This window comes from Shewanella sp. LC6, assembly GCF_006385735.2.
GTDB classification, from domain to species: Bacteria; Pseudomonadota; Gammaproteobacteria; order Enterobacterales; family Shewanellaceae; genus Shewanella; species Shewanella xiamenensis.
This window is the reverse complement of sequence record NZ_CP043902.1, coordinates 1628601-1647129: the sequence shown is the minus strand read 5'-3', so window position 1 is coordinate 1647129 and position 18529 is coordinate 1628601. Positions and strand designations below refer to the sequence as shown.

At 50.2% G+C, this 18529-nt stretch carries 14 protein-coding genes and 5 pseudogenes; 9 read left to right on the top strand and 10 right to left on the bottom strand.

Going from position 1 to position 18529, the window contains the following annotated elements:
• Positions 1–42: 42 nt before the first annotated feature.
• Both FJD32_RS07485 and FJD32_RS07480 read right to left on the bottom strand, forming a co-directional pair.
• Positions 43–595: pseudogene (locus tag FJD32_RS07485) on the bottom strand (GDP-mannose 4,6-dehydratase); the annotation flags it as partial.
• A 30-nt stretch (positions 596–625) separates the two neighbouring features.
• Positions 626–1775, bottom strand: a pseudogene (locus FJD32_RS07480) (IS3-like element ISShes1 family transposase).
• A gap of 211 nt (positions 1776–1986) precedes the next feature.
• Here FJD32_RS07480 and FJD32_RS07475 point away from each other — a divergent pair.
• A complete protein-coding gene (locus FJD32_RS07475; RefSeq protein WP_014610888.1) occupies positions 1987–2241 on the top strand; it encodes a type II toxin-antitoxin system HicA family toxin in 255 nt (84 codons plus the stop codon).
• Entirely contained in the window at positions 2238–2579 is a 342-nt protein-coding gene (locus FJD32_RS07470) for a type II toxin-antitoxin system HicB family antitoxin (RefSeq protein ID WP_014610929.1), read from the top strand. Before FJD32_RS07475 ends, FJD32_RS07470 begins: the two co-directional genes overlap by 4 nt.
• Positions 2580–2742: 163 nt before the next feature.
• Here FJD32_RS07470 and FJD32_RS07465 read toward each other — a convergent pair whose 3' ends face one another.
• From FJD32_RS07465 to tnpA, 4 genes and pseudogenes are all read right to left on the bottom strand, one after another.
• Entirely contained in the window at positions 2743–3123 is a 381-nt protein-coding gene (locus FJD32_RS07465) for a helix-turn-helix transcriptional regulator (RefSeq protein ID WP_086904820.1), read from the bottom strand.
• Complete coding sequence (locus tag FJD32_RS07460; RefSeq protein WP_014610930.1) at positions 3120–4487, bottom strand: HipA domain-containing protein; 1368 nt, start codon at positions 4485–4487, stop codon at positions 3120–3122. Before FJD32_RS07460 ends, FJD32_RS07465 begins: the two co-directional genes overlap by 4 nt.
• Before the next feature lie 354 nt (positions 4488–4841).
• Positions 4842–5141 (bottom strand): annotated as a pseudogene (locus FJD32_RS07455) (CcdB family protein); the annotation flags it as partial.
• Between the two features lie 79 nt (positions 5142–5220).
• Positions 5221–5625 carry an IS200/IS605 family transposase gene (tnpA, locus tag FJD32_RS07450; RefSeq protein WP_069453179.1) on the bottom strand — a complete coding sequence of 135 codons (405 nt, stop codon included), beginning with the start codon at positions 5623–5625 and terminating at the stop codon, positions 5221–5223.
• A gap of 46 nt (positions 5626–5671) precedes the next feature.
• Between tnpA and FJD32_RS07445 the strand changes: the two genes are divergently transcribed.
• A complete protein-coding gene (locus FJD32_RS07445) occupies positions 5672–6766 on the top strand; it encodes an RNA-guided endonuclease TnpB family protein (protein WP_083243992.1) in 1095 nt (364 codons plus the stop codon).
• A gap of 18 nt (positions 6767–6784) precedes the next feature.
• Here FJD32_RS07445 and FJD32_RS07440 read toward each other — a convergent pair whose 3' ends face one another.
• The 3 genes from FJD32_RS07440 to FJD32_RS07420 all read right to left on the bottom strand — a co-directional run bounded on the left by FJD32_RS07440 (position 6785) and on the right by FJD32_RS07420 (position 9619).
• On the bottom strand, positions 6785–7030 hold the full coding sequence (locus FJD32_RS07440) for a type II toxin-antitoxin system CcdA family antitoxin (RefSeq protein ID WP_014610893.1): 246 nt from the start codon (positions 7028–7030) through the stop codon (positions 6785–6787).
• 1036 nt (positions 7031–8066) lie between these two features.
• The gene (locus FJD32_RS07425) at positions 8067–9317 is read right to left on the bottom strand and encodes a type II toxin-antitoxin system HipA family toxin (RefSeq protein WP_069453185.1); all 1251 of its coding nucleotides are present in this window, start codon (positions 9315–9317) and stop codon (positions 8067–8069) included.
• Positions 9314–9619, bottom strand: a complete 306-nt coding sequence (locus tag FJD32_RS07420) for a helix-turn-helix domain-containing protein (RefSeq protein WP_004249763.1) — start codon at positions 9617–9619, stop codon at positions 9314–9316. Before FJD32_RS07420 ends, FJD32_RS07425 begins: the two co-directional genes overlap by 4 nt.
• 283 nt (positions 9620–9902) lie before the next feature.
• On the opposite strand from FJD32_RS07420, the pseudogene FJD32_RS07415 reads away from it, so the two are divergent.
• Positions 9903–10543, top strand: a pseudogene (locus tag FJD32_RS07415) (transposase); the annotation flags it as partial.
• Between the two features lie 122 nt (positions 10544–10665).
• Here the strand turns inward: FJD32_RS07415 and FJD32_RS25305 are convergent.
• Positions 10666–10821, bottom strand: a pseudogene (locus tag FJD32_RS25305) (type II toxin-antitoxin system RelE/ParE family toxin); the annotation flags it as partial.
• 81 nt (positions 10822–10902) lie between these two features.
• On the opposite strand from FJD32_RS25305, the gene FJD32_RS07410 reads away from it, so the two are divergent.
• From FJD32_RS07410 to FJD32_RS07390, 5 genes are read left to right on the top strand one after another with little or no spacing between them, the layout of a single operon-like run.
• Positions 10903–11781, top strand: coding sequence for a WYL domain-containing protein (locus FJD32_RS07410; protein WP_088585324.1), 879 nt, complete (start codon positions 10903–10905; stop codon positions 11779–11781).
• The gene (locus FJD32_RS07405; RefSeq protein ID WP_088585323.1) at positions 11778–13247 is read left to right on the top strand and encodes a DUF3375 domain-containing protein; all 1470 of its coding nucleotides are present in this window, start codon (positions 11778–11780) and stop codon (positions 13245–13247) included. The genes FJD32_RS07410 and FJD32_RS07405 overlap by 4 nt, the downstream gene beginning before the upstream one ends.
• A gap of 2 nt (positions 13248–13249) precedes the next feature.
• A complete protein-coding gene (locus tag FJD32_RS07400; protein WP_088585322.1) occupies positions 13250–13903 on the top strand; it encodes a DUF4194 domain-containing protein in 654 nt (217 codons plus the stop codon).
• Entirely contained in the window at positions 13900–17346 is a 3447-nt protein-coding gene (locus FJD32_RS07395; RefSeq protein ID WP_205403035.1) for an ATP-binding protein, read from the top strand. Before FJD32_RS07400 ends, FJD32_RS07395 begins: the two co-directional genes overlap by 4 nt.
• Positions 17347–17348: 2 nt before the next feature.
• Entirely contained in the window at positions 17349–18527 is a 1179-nt protein-coding gene (locus tag FJD32_RS07390) for a Wadjet anti-phage system protein JetD domain-containing protein (RefSeq protein ID WP_069453191.1), read from the top strand.
• Positions 18528–18529 lie beyond the last annotated feature (2 nt).

The following is an 18529-nucleotide window of genomic DNA, read 5'->3' as shown; positions in this document are numbered from 1 at the left end:
TTAGATCCTAAAAGTACTCTGACATCAATTACGCGGTGGTTTTTAGACCGCTTGCACTATCCACTCGACCGTTTTCCTAAGGCCTGAATCAAAGGATTCGAGTGGTTGCCAACCTAATTCACGTTGAATTTTACTCGCGTCAATGGCGTAGCGCACATCATGGCCTGGACGATCAGCAACATGTTGTATTAAATCACGAAACCCCATGCCACTCATTGTCAGAGACTGCGGATGAGTGGGCACTAACTCTTCTAAGAGATCGCAAATTCGCTGCACCACAGCAAGATTAGTGTATTCATTTGAGCCTCCAATATTATAGGTTTCCCCTAGTTGCCCTTCAGTGGCGACTAAAAATAACGCCTTAACATGATCATCCACATACAACCAATCCCGCACCTGCTGGCCATTGCCGTAAACGGGCAGTGGTTTTCCCAATAACGCATTATTCACCATTAAAGGTGATCAGCTTTTCAGGGTATTGAAAAGGGCCATAGTTATTAGAGCAGTTAGTAATAACTATCGGTAAACCATAGGTACGATGCCAGGCGCGAACAAGATGGTCCGCCGATGCCTTGCTGGCAGAATAAGAAGAACTTGATCTGATCCGCTAACTCTGGACACTTAACTAAGCACTGTGTTTCAGTTCAAAATTCTCAGGGCTTAAATAGCCAAGTGAACTATGCCTTCTGGTTTTGTTGTAATCAACTTCTATGTATTCAAAAACGGTCTGTCGCATGGTTTCCCGGTCCATGATTGGCTCGTACTGAATCGCCTCAACCTTCAGTGAATGGAAGAAGCTCTCTGCACAGGCATTGTCCCAGCAGCAGGCTTTGCGGCTCATACTTTTGGTAAGTTAATGTTTTTCAATCAGATTTCGATAGGCATGTGAACAATATTGGCTACCGCGGTCGCTGTGAACAATTACATTTTTCGGGAACCCACGGCGGAACAATGCCATAGTCAGTGCATCACAAGCCAACTGAGCCGTCATACGATTATTCATTGACCAGCCAATCACAGCTCGCGAGTACAAATCAATAATCACCGCCAGATACAGCCAGCCTTCGCTTGTCATCAGATACGTGATATCACCGACCCATTTTTGGTTCGGGCCAGTGGCATCGAAGTTCTGCTCCAATAGGTTTGGCGCTACCGGAAGCTGGTGATCGCTATCGGTTGTGGTTTTGAATTTACGCGCAGCTTTAGCCACTAAATTCTGCCTTGTCATGCTGTTCATAATGGTTTTCAGATCAGCGCATTCCCCATCCTCCGCGAGGTCGGCTTGAATACGCCGAGCGCCTGAGCGCTCTTTGCTCTGGACAAAAAAGCTTTGATTTGCTCATCACGGCTGTGCTGTTTGAGCAAGCGCGCACTCGGTTCTTTGCTTGATTTTCGCCAGGCATAATACCCACTTCGCGTCACGCCAAGCACCGCCGCCATTGGTTTTAGGCGGAACTGGTGCTGGTGTTCGAGCATAAATTCGAATCGGTTTACTTTTGATTCTTCGCGAAGTAGGTGGCCGCCTTTTTTAGGATGGCTAAATCCTCGGCTTGGTCAGCTAACTGGCGTTTTAACTTGGCAACTTCAGCAGCAAGTTCTGCTTCGCGTTGGCTGGTTGTCGATTTCTTTTCAATGGCAGAGCGCCAGTTATAAAGTTGTGATTCGTAGATTTTGAGTTGCCTAGCCGCTTCAGCAACACCGACACGTTCGGCTAGTTTAAGGGCTTCTGCTTTAAATTCAGCAGTGTGAGTCTTGCGGGTCTTTTGGGTTGTCATATTCACCTCGTTAAGTCATTTTACTCACTTAGCGTGGTGTCCAAAAGTATTGGATCAGATCACAACACAAAAATTACTAACTACAGACCCCGTATCAATGTGGGCAATTGCCGCTAATGCATTTTGATTGGTGGTACTAAAAAATAGTACCAAATTCGCTTGAAATGATACTAAAAAGTAGTACTATCGATTTAACGGATTATGAGACTTTATGAACAAAAAACATTTAAGAACGTTGACGGCTATCTTTGCTAGGCCTGTCAGCGGAGCTATCAAGTGGTCTGATATTGAAGCGCTGTTTATTGCTCTAGGGGCTGACATTGAAGAGCGTGAGGGGTCTCGAATTGGTGTGGTGCTGTTTGGTGAAGTTCAGGTATATCACCGCCCACATCCTCAGAAAGAAACTGACAAAGACGCAGTGATAAGCATCAAAAAATGGTTAGAAAGGAACGGGGTGAAAGCATGAAAAATCTTATGATGATCAACGGGGTAAAAGCCTTTATTGATTATGATCCAGACGCTGAAACATTCCGTGGTGAGTTCGTAGGCTTAAACGGCGGCGCGGATTTCTATGGTGAAAGCGTCGCTCAATTGGAAGCCGAGGGCGCGAAGTCATTAAGCGTTTTTTTAGAGATGTGTCAGGAGCGTGGCATTGAGCCTTACAAAAACTTCTCTGGCAAATTCAACGTTCGGATCTCGCCAGAGGTTCACGCTCGACTTAATGAAATTGCGCTATCGCAAAGCATTAGTTTGAATGCAGCGGTAGAAAATGCAGTCAATGACTACATTGCACATTCAGCGTAGGACGGAAAATTGTTCCTCGTTTTGCGGGGATGCAAGTGTTGGCATGTAGCTAATGTTAAACGGGGTTCACCATGTCAATTAAAGCATGGGCTTGGCGATCTAATTCCTGACTTGCATCTGCACCCAGGCAGTCGTCGCTTTGCGGCGTTCTAGATCTTAGCTTCTAAATCGCCTCTACCGCCATTTTCAGCACGACACTATCCTTTGGCATTAATGCTATACGAAACCCGACTCCGCTAAAAACTCGATTAATCAACTCAACACCGTTTTTGCCTTTATCACTTTCGATATCAGACAATGCTTTACGGCTAACGCCAACCATTTTGGCATATTGGTCCTGGCTCAGTGATAACAACTCAACTCTCAGCCATTTAAGTACTTGACCTTGAGTCTTTTTCCCCGAAAAGAGATCCAATGTAGCGGCTAATAATAAATCTTCCCTATCTTTAAGGGTCAAAGGCTTTCGATTAACCGAAATTTTTTTTCGACCACCTCTGCCTTTTGTTTCAATCGAATCCGTTGCAACATTAGATGAAACCGTCATAATAGCCCCCATTGCTGCATTCTCGCTTCTAACGTGGCAAAACCAATTCCCGAATGCGCAAGAATCGATTCTGGCACACCCCGCTGACGTAAACGTTGCTCAAGACCAAGCAAACGAGCAGCGGTTTCATTCAAAGCGCTCATTAACTCATTAGGCGACAGTAAATCAGATAAATGTTCTGCAATTGCAGGAAAGTTATACACGCCACCTAACTCCATTCCCTCACCCCAGGTAAAGGTACGAGTGATCATCTCATAATCTGCTTTCATTGGCGCAAAATCATAAATGGGTGCCAGCTGGACGCGGTTTCCATACTTGATAAAAGAGGTATTTCGGCCATGATTATCTGAATTTCCAAAGGCAATATTTAATAAATCTCTACGTACCCATTCAATCACAAACGCCTCAATGCCGCTCTTGCCTTCAAGCTCAGCCTCAACGTCGAGTAGCGTCCTGGTATTACCATAATTTTCTTTTTTATTAAACGCGGCCAAAAGCCGTCTAATCACATCGGCATGTAGCAAAGGCTTTGCTGTCGGCTCACCTAAAATGGCATAAACCGACTCCATGCCATAACTCACCATTGCTCCCGCCTCAACACCGTAATCAAAGCGTGGCAACCATAAAGAAGGGCCACGTTCAGCTTCAATAAGCTTCATCGACTCAACGGAAATAGTCTCAAAGCCCAATTGTGTAAGCTCATGATAAAAATGATACTCTGCTCGCAAAATATCGCCATCCAGAGTGGTTTTACCCCTTGGAAACTTAACTAAATAAGGCTGATCGAGATTACGCGGATCATCTTGAAAGGTATCAATCCAAACATCTTGCTGCGCATTTAATCGCACTAATAACTTAGGTGCGGCCCCGCCTGCGCCGGAAGCGCCACCTGCTGCTGCACCGCGAGACTGGGCATACTCAATAAAATCAATCTGCAACTCACTGACATCAGCGATACTAAAGGTAACAGGTAATGATCTTTTAGCCTTTTCAGGCACCGATTCTTTTATACGTAAGTTGCCAATTGGCGCGATAGTTCCATATTTCAACAATTGGAAATCACGTTCCAAATTAGGCAAATCCTGCAATCCAAGCCGCTTAACCCAATAATCCCGGCTGGAACCTGCTGGCATAATATCTTCTAAAAAACGATGCCAGTGAGGGCTTCGCAACGGGATATTATCAACGGGTAACGATACACTCACTGCAGTTTGCGCAAATTGATGGAAGTAAGACGTGACATGTTCGATCTCATAATTTAATACACATGGCCCGCCAGTGCCCTTATCTGGCGCATAAAACTCCACCAAAGCAACATCACGCCATTCTCCGGCAATGTTCATCTGCACCGTTAAAATTTGCATTACCTAACCCCTAAAAGCAGACGACAATTAATGAACACTATAGCACTCAAAAATAGATAAAACAGCTAATTAATGCAACCTACAGCACTCAGCAATTAAGAAAAATACTAATTAATGACACCTAAAAAACGCAAAAACAGTCAGAGAAAATAAGATGGAAGGAAAAGCAAAGACGTTGACGGTTGACTGAACGCTCGCAAGCTCACCGTCCGGGCGGAGCCCGTTCAGTAACCTGCAGCGGTAAAACGGCGTTCCTAGATGTATGGACTCCCTCCCACTAAGAGGATACGGTCTTAATCGATTCAAAGATTAGCCAAAGGAGTCCATACATCTCGAGCAACGCTCCAGCTTCTGTTATATGCCAGTAATCAAAAAATCGATAGCCGCTACGATCTCATCCCTGAAACTACTCAACTCATTGACAGGCTCACGTAAAATCTTCGTTGGTACACTTGCCATTTGGTGAGTTAACATCACGAAGTCACCCTCATCGATATGGATCACAGGGCATAAATGCCTAGGGGCTTTTTTCTCCAATAGTTCGACAGGTGTTAGCGGAATAACTAACCGAGTATTCAAGATATTAAGCAATTCACTTTGAACATCAACAAAGTAAGGATATGCAATTGCAGTGCTCTTATCGTGGTTTTGGTATAAGGCAAACTGTGACCAAAATGCGCGACAAGCCCCGTGCTTTTAGCGCGGGGAAGGATAGCGCAAGTTGCGAAGCAACTTAATGCGGCCTATCTTGTTGCTCAATATATTGCCTTAATACGTCTATTGGAGCGCCCCCAACAGATCCTGCAAAGTAGCTGGGCGACCAAAGTGCATTTTTCATGTAGGCTGGCTTATGAAGATTTGGATAGTACTGTTTCAACTTCCTGCTAGAAACCCCCTTTAGACTATTAACCAGCTTCGATATAGCCACTTTCGGTGGGTAGTTCACTAACAGGTGAACGTGGTCTTGCTCCCCGTTAAACTCTACGATCTCAGCCTCAAAATCCGCACAGACTTTTTCCATGATGTCTCGCATCGTTTTTAGATGCGCATCCGTAAATAACTTGCCACGATATTTAGCAATAAAAATAAGATGCACATGCATCATAAATACGCAGTGCCTTCCTCTTCGTAATTCCATAGGCCAACCTTTACAATCAAGCTTAAAGAACCTATATTAGTGCATTATGAGCATTCAGACCAAAACTTTAAGTGTTAGGGTAAAAGATAAACATGCGAAGCTGTTAAGACAGATGGCGTATGAAGTAAATCAATGCTTTAACCTGGCCAACGAACTAACCATGAAAGCGAGTCGCAACTATAGCGATGCTGGCGCGGTTAGACCTGTCTGGATGTCGGCTTACGATGTGCAAAAACCGATTCTAAGTTTTAGGAACGAATCTGGATTTATTATTCCATCCCACACAGCTCAAGAGGTCTGCGCCAAACACGCCCAAGCAAGAAAACAATTCAAACGAGCGAAGTTACGTTGGCGAATAAGCTCAGGCTCTAAACACTCTCTTGGCTTTGTGCCGTTTAAAAAAGGTTCTGCTAAGTGGAAGAGTGGGCAAGTCTTATTCGCAAAACAGCACTTTAAGGTTTGGGATACCTACGGGCTTTCACAATACGAGTTTACTTCAGGATCTTTCTCTGAAGACTCAAGAGGACGCTGGTACTTTAATGTGTGTGTTCATGTAGGCGCCTCAGCGCCCACCTCTGGAAAGACAGCCATCGGTATCGATCTAGGGTTAAAAGATACGGCAACTTGCAGTGATGGGGCTAAATTAGAACGGGGGAACTTCTACCGCGATCTAGAGGCGGATTTAGGCGTTGCCCAAAGAGCAAATAAGAAAAAGCGAGTCAAGGCCATTCATGCGAAGATCAAGAATCGTCGCAAAGATGCTTTGCATAAATTTAGTACGCGGCTGGTCAATGAAAATGCCGCAATATTTGTTGGCGATGTGAGCAGCTCCAAGTTAGCGAAAACTAAAATGGCAAAATCGGTTTTAGACGCAGGCTGGTCAATGCTCAAAACACAATTGGAATATAAAGCGATAGCGCGGTCAGTTGTGTTCGAAATAGTCAATGAATCCTACTCCACCCAGACCTGTTCGAGCTGTGGGGCGATCCCCGTCAGCAGTCCGAAAGGTAGAACTGGTCTTGGAATAAGAGAATGGGTGTGCTCTGAGTGCGGAGCAGAGCACGACCGCGATATAAACGCGGCAACCAATATTCTCGCGGCGGGGCATCGCCGTCTAGCTGTAGGAATCCCCGTGCTTTAGCGCGGGGAGGATGTCAAATTAGAATACTCGGTAAGAATCAGAAAATAAGCCTTGTTTTTCAACCAATTCATTGCAAGCGTTAATCGCTTGGGCATTTTGTTCTAACCATTCGGCTTTTAGGCGATGCTTTACTTCTTTCTCAAGAGCCTTTTCCATTGTCGCTGAAAGATTTATGTTCAGGCGTTTAGCTTCCGCTAATAACTCACTGTTTAAGCTTAAATTTGTAGCTTTTTTGTGTACTTGATTGCTATATTTGTTTCTCATAACAATAACCCATGCGCGTTGTTTGTGCGCATAAATTATAAGTATGGATAGGATATATAACAAGCCATCAAAGATGGCGCTGAGTGTATCTATAAACTGCAGCAGTAAAACAGCATTCGTAGAATGCTTAAGCGCATCGCTACTAGAGTCTAAACCCTAGAGCCACGTAGTGGCGTTCTAGCAGTTGCGTCGCAACGCCAAAGCGTCTCCCAGCCGAAGGCCGTCCTTTTTGCTGCGCCTTATATGCTATATACTCCCCCTGTATTCATTAAATCGTGCAATGGGCCTATGCAACAACTAAATGAAAGCATTATTTGATGCTCAGTTTGGTGCACTCAGTGCCGTCATTGCAGGGGCTCGTGTTTGGACGGACATTCGTGAATACGTTCTGGGTCACCATGAATAGTTTCGCCGTCAACAGTTAGATGTAATATTTGGCGAGGATGCCTGCCAAATTTACCGGGAGAATGCGGCATAAAATGTCGCTAATTTGCATCATATGTCACTGAACATGCTACGAGCTACAACTCAAGCCCATACCGATTACCGATATACTTTTCAATGACCTGCTTCATTGCAATTAACATCTTACTATTGAAGTCCCTACCTCCTGCAAATCAAGATATTCACTATATCGATTTGATTCTCGGCACAAACGCAGTGAAGTTCCGCCCTGAAAAACCAAGTTATCGAGTACCCAAGCTTCATCCAGTGCATACAAGATGTCGTAATGAAGAAGTTCTTTCTCAATGACAGGGCGCATATCCTTTGCGCCTCCTTGTTCCACAGCTTTAAGTTACTTTTATCCTACGAGTTTAGAAAATCAAAGCAAAATAAACCAACTACTTTTTATAGCACTTAAAGGTGTTGTACTGAACTCTTCATGGCTACTAGAAAAAGGGTATAGTTTACAATTACAAGATCGATACAAAAAAGTCAGTGGTTCAAATCAGTTGGCAGAGGCGCTTTGATACGTAAAAAGGATCTGTTGATTATTAATTGAAATAAGTTGAGCTACGCTGCCGTAAGCTCACCATTAAACGTTAAACGCTGATTGTTTCATGGTTTGCTCGGCTCGGCTGACCCCTAGCCGCTTAGCAACGGTTTGCCATTGCTTAACCGCCATTAATACTTCATCGTAAATTTGCGTGGCTTGGGTTTGCGAAAGTCGGAAGAAGTCTTTTACGTCAAAGGCTAATTGGTAGTCTAGAGCGTTGTCTGTATCGGTAATATTCAGATGCAGGCCATGCTTACCCACTATCGGGTTTAAATCATAAGCGGGTGATAACTTCCAACCATTCTTTGTTAATAAAAACCCATGGTTACGCAGGTGATCATCCGTGTTGGACACCGCAATATTAAACACGATACGTCGCCATAACTGTGCTAAATCAGCTTCGGTTTGCGCACCATAATTGGAAATAAATTCAGCAATCTCTAAGTAGCTGGCACCTTGAAATTGTTCACCATCATAGTATTGAAGCTGTGTCATGGCCGATGAAAAATGCAGTCGCTTTTCGCCATCGCGGTCAAACCGTTTTGTTAAAAAGGTATGGTGCTGTGACGAAAACTGCTTGATCTCACTTGGAAACATGTCAACACCTGCCGCCAAAGCCAATTCATAACAGACCATCTCCCATGCGCCCACGTCATGGGTATCATTTAGATTGGGAAACTTTGCAATCCACAAGTGGCCTTGTTCATCTGTGACACAAGCCTTGGGCCTTGCACCACCTAATGATGAGCCTGGAGAAATCAGCATTTTCAACCAGCGATAATACTCGTCACTGTCGATGTCATCGTCTTTTTCAATCTGCATGGCTGCGTGCTCTAGCTCTCGCAAAGAAGCCATTGGCGGCGCAGCAAATTCAGAATTGTCGTCCAAAAAAGCATTCGAGCCTGCTCGCTTAAATCGAATACCACCCATCCGGTAAGAGTCGTGCACGCCCAACAGGTAATCCAATTCGTTTAATCGACTTGTTGCTCGAATGCCTTTGCGCGCATCAATCGCCGCACGCCGTTGCATTAAAATACGTCCCCATCTATCAGGCGATGAATCAAGAAATGCGCGAAAGTTTTTATCGGCTTCATCGTTGTAGAGTTCACCGGAGTGAAGCGTCAAGATTGGATCAATTTGCAAGCGACAGGCTGAGGTTAAAAATGCTTTATCGTAGGCAAAACTAAACACGCCACCTCGGCTTGAATCGCTATAAGTAAGCCGCCCTATTAGCAGTGGCGCTTCGATTGGCTGCCAGTCGGCATAGACTTCGACGATTTCACGGCTCATCTTGAACCTTCCAGCAATTTTATGTTTTGCAGCTTGATACCCACTTCATCATGAGCGGCCATTTCCGCAAAGTTGCTTTCCATGCCAAGTACGGCCATTACTTTTAAGTAAGTGCCTATGGCAACGCCCGGATCACCTGCGAAGACTTTGTTCACGGTTTTATGATCAAAACCAGTACGTTCACACAGCAGCTTTTTTGTAAAACCACGTCGTTTCATCGCCAACAACAAGTCCTCACCAAAATGAGTCAGGATTTTGCGTTGCTTTGGAAACAGTACATTGTGTAAATCACGCTTAGCCACATCACCAACCAAAGGGACTATATTCCCACTATTCAGCCATTAATGGGAATATAGTCCAACTTTGAAATCAAAGCAACTCTAACATGTGAAAGGCAGGACTATATTCCCACTTTACTGAATATTATAGGATTTATATCCCACTTTTAGGTTTAGATTGCGCGTTGGCCAAAGCGATGATGTGAATCCCTGAATTTCAAAGGCAACCAAATCACACTTTTGTGTGATCTGATCCAGTAGTTCTGTACACCGCGCTAAGTGAGTAAAATCACATAACGAGGTGCCTATGACAACTAAAAAGAACCGTAAGACTTATACCGCAGAATTTAAAACCGAAGCCCTGAAACTGGCCGAGCGTGTTGGCGTGGCCGAAGCAGCACGGCAGTTGAAGCTATACGAAACCCAGATTTACAACTGGCGTAATGCATCAGAGAAAAAATCCACTACCAGCCAGCGTGAAGCTGAACTAGCGGCCGAAGTAGCTAAGTTACGTCGCCAACTGGCTGATCAGGCTGAGGATTTAGCCATCTTAAAAAAGGCCGCAACCTACTTCGCGAAAAATCAAAAGTAGCTGCATTTGAATTTTTGCTGGAGCACCAACACAGGTTCCGCCTGCTGCGCATGGCCGCTGTGTTTGGTGTATCGCGAAGTGGGTATTATCAGTGGCGTCGTACCGGTGAAGAACCTGGCGAGAAAGCCCTACGGCGGGCCGCGCTGGACGAGAAAATCAATAAGGCTTTTACGCAAGGTAAGCAACGTGACGGTGCGCGCCGTATTCAGGTTGCGTTGGCTGAAAATGGCGACCATGCAGACCTGAAAACAATATTGAACAGCGTGAAAAGACAAGGGTTAAAAGCCAAAGCAGGTCGTAAGTTCAAGGTGACCACAGATAGCAACCATCAGTTGCCAGTGGCCCCAAATTTGCTGCACTACAGCAAGATCGGTGTTTTTCAAGGTAGTTACCCCTCAAACTGAAGCAGTGTTACCAACTACAATACACCTCCCGCTTGGCCCGCACCTAAAGGAGCGGGATTGCGCGGGCGTTTTGTTCAACGATTTTCTCGCGTATACCATAGTCGCAGCATGTAGATAATCGAATCAAGGATCTCATAACGAACATCGTACTCCCCAACCAAAATCCTCCTAACCTCACAGGGCTCAAACTGGAACAGTTGCTCTCCAATTCGTGGGTTGGTGAGCAAAACCGCCACCATCTAATCAAAATGATTGCATCATTTTGATTAGCCATATACTATAAAGCGCACTAAAGCAAAATGAGAAGTCCTATGTCAAGACTTGGTGATTTTCATCTCTATCCTCATGCTCAACGTAACCGCTTGGAGTTTATAGACTTCTGCCTCTACTACTTTGGCGAGGTGAGCAAAACCGATCTGCTACGCCAGTTTGCGGTCGGATCTGCCTCCTGTACCCGGGATTTGGCGCTATACCGTGAACTGGCTCCGGAAAACCTAGAGTTCAAACACCAAACCAAGCGCTATCACATAACGCAAAAATTTGTACCGCTGTTTAACCATGAGCCGGAAACCCTGCTCAGCCGCCTGAGCCAGGGTATGGGTGAAGGCGTAAAACAGATCTCGCCACCCGGCGAACACTGTGTTGATGCCATCCGCCTCATCCATCCAGACAGCAACACCATAGCCACCCTGATGCGCGCCATCACGCAGCGGCGGGCCATCAGCGTGCGCTATCACTCCTTAGGTTCCGGTGAGACAGAGCGTGAGCTGGTCCCACATGTCTTGGTTAACAACGGCCACCGTTGGCATGTCCGCGCCTACGACCGGCGGCATGGTGAGTTTCGCGACTTCGTCACCACCCGCCTGCTGCAAGTGCATGAATTGGCGCAAGCCCCAAACACAGAACAGCGCGAGGCAGATCTCGCCTGGCAGCGACAGATGACGCTGACACTCGTCCCCCACCCCGCGCTTGTCCACCCAGAAGCCATAGCCTTGGACTATGGCATGACCGATGGACAATTAACGCTGACAGTGCGCGAGGCGCTGGTGGGTTACTTGTTGCAACAGTGGCGAGTCGACTGCTCACCAGATGCCCGGCTCGATCCCCGTTCCCATCCGCTCAGACTGGCCAACCATGACGTAGTCGCCACACTGACCAACTGCCGCCTGCTGCCTGGAGTTGCCCCATGAATCAGGATCTGAGCTTTGAGTTTCTGGAGCAGTTCAAGGAGCAAAGCTTGGCGCTGCGTCTGTTGCGCTCCCCTCACTTTGCCCTGCTCGCCAGCTTTCTGCATCGGGCCTTTCTGGCTAAAAACCGCCGTGCCATCCCCTATCAGGAACTGATCGACGCACTGGAACATCATCTGCAGGACATTGCCGACAGCCATGGTCCCGAGCTGTTTCCCAAGAGTGCCCGCGCCTATGTCGACGACTGGATCAACAGCCGGGGCGGCTATCTGCGCAAATACCTGCCACTGCAGAGCGATGAACCCGAGTGCGACCTGTTGCCCGAGATCGAAAAAGCCCTGCGCTGGATCGAGGAGATGCAGGGGCGCCGGTTTGTCGGCACCGAGTCACGGCTCAAACTGTTGCTCGATCTGATCGGAGAGCTGGTCCACGGCACCACTGAAGACAGTGCATCCAAGCTCGCCACCCTGAGCGCTCGCAAGGCCGAGATCGAGCAGGCCATCTGTGCCGTCGAGCAGGGACAGGATACGGGGATGTCAGCGACCCAGATCCGCGAACGGCTGTTTTTTCTGGGCGATCTCTCGCGCCAACTGCTGGGGGATTTTCGCCAAGTGGAAGCCAACTTCCGCAGTCTGGACAAGGAGACACGCAAGACCATCACCCAGAGTGGCCTGCATAAGGGACTGGTACTGGATCAGGTGTTTGGCGATCAGGATGTCATCGACAGCTCGGACGAAGGACTGTCCTTCAGCGCCTTCTTCGAGCTACTGATGACGCCACAGATGCGCAGTGCCATGCGCCAGAACCTGCAGTCACTGCTAGAACATGAAGAGGCGAGAAATCTGGTGCAACAGGACACCCTGCTCAGCCATCTCTACAGTTACCTGCTGGATGCGGGAACCAAGGTGAACATCACCCGCCAGCAGATCACCGACCAGTTGCGCCGTTACATCCAAGAGCAATCCCAGGACAATAAACGCATTTTGGAACTGATCCGCGACTTCGAGGCACAGGCGCATCGCTTGGAAGGGCTTGATAGCCGCAGCTATCCGGATTTTGCCTCTGTGTCAGAGCAACAGGCCACGCTCTCTGTACTGCTGAGTCGCGGTCTCTACCATCCGCCGCAGAGCGAACAGTTCAATAACTCGGTAGCCGAAGCCGTGCCACAGGCAGAAGTGGATCTGCGTACCCTGTTCGAGGTGAGCCATATCGACGAACAGCAGTTGCAACGCCACATCCAACGTTGTCTGAGTGACTATCAAGGTCAGGTGAGCCTGGCCCAGGTCATCGAACACTACCCGATACGCCATGGCTTGGATGAGGTGCTCACCTATATCAAGCTGGCCTGCGAGCAAACGCTGCCTGCTCACATCGACACCACCCGGGAACAACAGATCCGCTGGCAGGCCGAGCCTGAACTCTGGCGGATATTGCGCATTCCAGCCATCACCTTTGTCAGGGAGCTGTAACCATGTCGACCATCCATGAAACAAGCGCACTGGGGGCGGATGCCCAACGGGACAAGTCTGCCGTGCTCATCCGGCTGCTCAAGGGCCCTCTCTATCTGCATCGGCAACGGGATCTCTGGCAGGTATTACTGCGCGAACAACACAGCATCCGCGACTACTTCCAGCAGATTGGCCTCTCCTTGCTGATCGACGAGGCCGAAGGGTACGCCTTCTTGAAGCAGCCCGAGAGCGCGGAAGAAGAGTCCGGTCAGGAGTTACCACGCCTGATCAGCCGCCGTAACCTGAGCTTTGGCCAGACACTGCTATTGGTCTGCCTGCGCAAGCGGCTGGCCGAGCACGACAGCGCAGAGAGTGCGCCCCGCCTCATCGTCACCCGGCAGGAGATCCACCAGTGGTTGTTACCCTACTACCCCGAGGTGGGTAATGAGGTAAAGCAACGCCGCGAGCTGGATGCGCTGATCAAAAAATGCGATGAGATGGGCTTCCTCTCAATGCTACCCAAGCATCCGGATGACTTCGAGGTGCCGCGCATTCTCAAGGCCTTTGTCACCGCCGAACAGATAGTGGAATTCAACCAGCTACTAGCGCAAAAACTGGCTGTCGCCGGGAATACGACAGAGAACGCTGAAGAGTACAACGAGGAGAACACCGAGTGAATAGTGAGCTGAACGCGCAAATCTCAGCCAAGCACAGCCTGCCAAACCAGGCCCTGCAGGGCTTTCGCCTGATGCGTTTCGAGGTGTTCAACTGGGGCACCTTCGATCAGCAAATCTGGCATCTGGCCGTAGAGGGCGACAACAGCCTGCTGACCGGCAACATCGGCAGTGGCAAATCGACACTGGTGGACGGTCTCACCACCCTGCTGGTTCCCACCCGCAAGCTGGCCTTCAACAAGGCGGCAGGCGCCGAGGAGAAGGAACGCTCGCTGGAGTCCTACTTCCATGGCTTCTATACCTCCCAGCAGGATGACTATGGCAAGGCGCGTCCGGTCGGCCTGCGCGGCAAGGATCACTACAGCGTTCTGCTGGCCCAGTTCCACTCCGCCGCCCTGCAACAGAGCGTGACCCTGGCCCAGGTATGCTGGCTGCCACCCGCAGAGAAGCGGGTCAAGCGACTGTTTCTGGTGGCCGAGCAGCCCCTTACCATCGCCAACCACTTCAGCGGCTTTGGTGACAAGATAGCCGGACTGAAAAAGCAACTAAAACAGCAGGGTGGCTGCGAGCTGTTCGACAGCTTTGGCCCCTATCAGCAAGCCTTTTGCAAGGCGCTGGGACTGGGTAACGATGGCAAGGCGCTGGATCTCTTCAATCAGACCATCTCGATGAAGTCCGTGGGCTCGGTCACTGACTTCGTACGCCAGAACATGCTGACCCAGCCCGATGTCGAGGGGCTGATCCAGGAATTGGAGCGCAACTATGACGATCTCAAGCGGCTGCATGATGCGGTGGTCGCAGCCCGCCAGAAGGTCGAGTTGCTGGAGCCTGTCAGCCGACTGGGGGAGGACGTGCTGCAGGCCGAACAGGAGAAACAGCATATCCAGCAGTGTCGGGAGCTGACCGATGGCTTCATGGCACAACATGCCATCTCCCTCTATCAGAAGCGACTGCAGCGCAGCCGCCAGAACCTGGACAAGCTACAACTGCAGCGCGAGAGCCTGGATCGTAGGCTCGGTGAGCAGGAGCAACAGGTTGCCACCTTGCATCAACAGATCCTGGAAAATGGCGGTAGCCGCCTGCAACAGCTGCAGGGGGAGATGCACCGCCTGAGTCAGGCGCGCGACACGGCTCGCCATCACTACAAAGACTATCGCGATCTGACCCAAGCCCTGGCCCTGCCGGATACTCTGGAACTCGACTGCTTTGTCAGCAACCAGGCCGCCGCCAAGGAAAGGGCCGAGACACTGATGGGCGAGTTGGCCCAACTGGAGCAGCAGCGAGATACGCTCAAGCAGCAGGAGTGGCAGCAGAGCGCCCAACTGCAGCAACTGGGCGACGAACTCGCCGCCCTGAAGAAACGCCAGAGCAACATTCCCGCTCAGCAGTTGGCCATACGCGAGCGACTCTGTGCCGAACTGGGGTTAGATGAGAGCCAGCTCCCCTTTGTCGGTGAGCTACTGCAGGTCAAGGGTAAGGAGCTCGCCTGGCAAGGGGCCATGGAGCGGGTGCTGCACAATTTTGCCCTGAGCCTGCTGGTGCCGGAGCGACTCTACCCCACGATCAGCGAATGGGTGGAAAAAACCCATCTGGGCAGTCGCCTGGTCTATTACCGGGTACGCCAGCCTGCCGATTATCTGCCAAGCCCGGCGACGCCTGGCTCGCTGCTGGGCAAGCTGGAGATAAAACCGGCCTGTGAGCAATACGACTGGTTGCACAAAGAGCTGCAACGCTTTGACTATCTCTGCTGCGAGGATCTGGCCACCTTTCGCCGCAGCGACAAGGCGTTATCCATCAACGGCCAGATCAAATCCGGCCCCTCACGTCATGAGAAAGACGACAGGCACGCCCTGCAGGATAAGAGCCGCTATGTGCTGGGCTGGAGCAACAAGGAGAAGATCCAACTGCTGGCCCAACAGTACAGCCAGTTGCAGCAGCAAATCCAACAACGCCAGCAGCAGCTGCAACAACAGGAGCGGCGCCGCATCATGCTCGACAAACTGCGTCATCAGGCGTTAAGACTGGCCGATTTCAATCTGGGGTTTGAACAGATTAACTGGCCACGTTTTAGCGAGCAGATAGAACAGTTACAGCAAGAAGTACAGATACTGGAGCAGAGTTCGGACCTGCTTCAGACGCTGCAGCAACAATTAACCTTGGCCAAGCAAGCTTTCAAGGCACTCGGGAGCGAGCGCGATAACCTGCTAACCAGCGTGGGGCAACAACAGAGTGAGATTGAGACCGATACCCTTGCCCTGACGGAAAAAGAGGCCTTGCTGGCTAGCGTCCCGCCGATCTTGCGCGAGCGCTGTTTTGCGACCCTGACCCAGTTCTATCAGGAGTATGGTGCCAGCGCCGGGTTGCGCTTCGACATGCTGACTAACCAGACCAGCTTGCTGCGCGGTAAACTCAACGAGCGGGTGCAACATCTGGAGGAGAAACGGCGCAAGAAGGAGGGGCAAATGATCGATGCCATGAGCACCTTCCACTACCGCTTTCCCAACGATGCCAGTGAACTGGACAAGAGTCTGGCGGCATTGAAGGAATATCAACAGCTCCTCCAACAACTGCAGCAGGAGGATCTGCCACGCCACGAAGCGCGTTTCAAGGAGATGCTTAACCGCGACACCATCCGCGCCATGGCGCTGTTTCGCAGCCAGCTCGACAAACATGAAGAGGAGATCAGTGCCCGCATCCGGCTCATTAACCAGTCGCTGTATGCACTGGACTACCAGATCGGCACTTTTATCGAGATTGACAGCGTCTCCTCCCCTGATGTGGAGATCCGCGAGTTCAAGCAGCGTCTCAAACAGTGTGTCGAGCACACGCTGGATGACAACCTCTACTCGGAGCAGAAGTTCGAACAAGTAAAGTCACTGATCGAGCAGATGCGACAAGATGCAAAATGGACCCAGAAGGTCGTCGATGTGCGCTTCTGGCATTTGTTCAACGTTATCGAACGCTACCGGGAGGATGGCAGCGAGAAGGAGTGTTACTCCGACTCCGGTGGTAAATCGGGGGGACAGAAGGAGAAACTGGCCTACTCCATTCTGGCCGCCGCTATCTTGCTGCAATACAGGCTGGTCGGCAGCGAGACTACCCAGACCCGTGCCGAGCGCCGCTTCAATCTGGTGGTGATCGATGAAGCTTTCGCTCGTGGCTCCAAAGACAGCACCCGCTTCGGGCTGGAGCTGTTCAAGAAGCTGGGGCTGCAACTGCTGCTGGTCACCCCCCTGCAAAAACTCGATGTCATCGAGCACTATGTCCGCCATGTGCACTTTGTCGATCTGAAGCAGAATCGATCCATGCTGCTGAACATGACCATCGAGGAGTATCGGCAACGGCTGGCTCAACATCAGGCTCTCGGCAGCTACAGCACGCTGGTTTCTGAGGTCCCGATTGTTGAGGTGCAGGCTTCAGACGTGAATGGTTCCGTGGAGACATGACCATGATCGAACTCAAGACACTCAAGCAGAAACTACTGAAGAAATGGCAAGGTTATGGACTGCATCGGGCCTGGCTTGAGGGGGAATCACTGTTCCCCCTCACCATCAAACTATCCCGCCCCACCGACAAAGCACTGCTGCACGACTTTGCCGCCCTGCGCCAGCAGATCGCCCGCCTGCAGGAGGGACTGACCGATCTGCCCGGCATCACGTTGCAGCAGCAGGAGGTCAACTACCCGACCATGGGGCGCCAATGGCTGCCTGCTGCCGTCGAGTTTGCCGATATGGCCGCCTTGGCCCGCTTTGTCGGGCAGGCACAGGCTTGGCGGATCTTTTGCGATGAGCACGCACGGCTGCTCGCCGCCTTCCCGGCGCTGCAGGCCTGGTTGCTGGACAATCCGGCACAACTAGAAAAGCAGGCGGGTCATTGGCCTGAGCTCATCGCCGTCTGCCGCCACTTCTGTGCTCACCCACGCCCCGATTGCTACCTGCGCCAACTGGACATACCCGGCGTCGATACCAAATTTATCGAGCAACACAAAAGCATACTGAAGAGTCTGCTGGATCAGCTGCTACCAGAGCAGGCGATTGACCCGACCGTGACCAGCTTGCGCGATCACGGCTTCGAACGGCGCTTTGGCCTGCGCTACGAGGAGCCGCAGGTCCGCTTTCGTCTACTTGACCCGCAACTGGCGGCCGAGTTTGCCGGGGCCAGCGACATCACCTTGACGGTGCGCGACTTCGCCAAGCTGGACCTGCTGGTGGATCGGGTTTTTATTACCGAGAACAAGATCAACGGCCTGGCATTTCCTGGGGTACGCAATGGACTGGTGATTTTCGGCCTGGGTTATGGCGTGCAACTGCTCAAAGAGGTGCCCTGGCTGGGCGCTTGCCAGATCCACTACTGGGGCGATATCGACAGCCATGGCTTTGCCATGTTATCGCAACTACGCAGCTATTTTCCGCGTACCCGTTCTCTACTAATGGATGAAGCAACCCTACTTGCCTGCCGCTCTTGGTGGGGAAGCGAGCCTTCTGCCACAGCCCACAGAGCCGAACAGCTCCCCAACTTAAATGAGACAGAGCAACTGCTATACCAACGACTCAAGGCCCATTGGCAACCTAACTTACGACTGGAACAAGAGCGCATCCCTTTCTCTCTTCTCCAAACGTTAATTTGACA

Bases quoted from the DNA above. Each gene is read 5' to 3' on its own strand.
- tnpA (WP_069453179.1), bottom strand. From the start codon at position 5,625: ATGGAATTACGAAGAGGAAGGCACTGCGTATTTATGATGCATGTGCAT.
- FJD32_RS07445 (WP_083243992.1), top strand. From the start codon at position 5,672: ATGAGCATTCAGACCAAAACTTTAAGTGTTAGGGTAAAAGATAAACAT.
- FJD32_RS07405 (WP_088585323.1), top strand. From the start codon at position 11,778: ATGAATCAGGATCTGAGCTTTGAGTTTCTGGAGCAGTTCAAGGAGCAA.
- FJD32_RS07465 (WP_086904820.1), bottom strand. From the start codon at position 3,123: ATGACGGTTTCATCTAATGTTGCAACGGATTCGATTGAAACAAAAGGC.
- FJD32_RS07470 (WP_014610929.1), top strand. From the start codon at position 2,238: ATGAAAAATCTTATGATGATCAACGGGGTAAAAGCCTTTATTGATTAT.
- FJD32_RS07475 (WP_014610888.1), top strand. From the start codon at position 1,987: ATGAACAAAAAACATTTAAGAACGTTGACGGCTATCTTTGCTAGGCCT.
- FJD32_RS07425 (WP_069453185.1), bottom strand. From the start codon at position 9,317: ATGAGCCGTGAAATCGTCGAAGTCTATGCCGACTGGCAGCCAATCGAA.
- FJD32_RS07410 (WP_088585324.1), top strand. From the start codon at position 10,903: ATGTCAAGACTTGGTGATTTTCATCTCTATCCTCATGCTCAACGTAAC.
- FJD32_RS07400 (WP_088585322.1), top strand. From the start codon at position 13,250: ATGTCGACCATCCATGAAACAAGCGCACTGGGGGCGGATGCCCAACGG.
- FJD32_RS07460 (WP_014610930.1), bottom strand. From the start codon at position 4,487: ATGCAAATTTTAACGGTGCAGATGAACATTGCCGGAGAATGGCGTGAT.
- FJD32_RS07390 (WP_069453191.1), top strand. From the start codon at position 17,349: ATGATCGAACTCAAGACACTCAAGCAGAAACTACTGAAGAAATGGCAA.
- FJD32_RS07440 (WP_014610893.1), bottom strand. From the start codon at position 7,030: ATGAGAAACAAATATAGCAATCAAGTACACAAAAAAGCTACAAATTTA.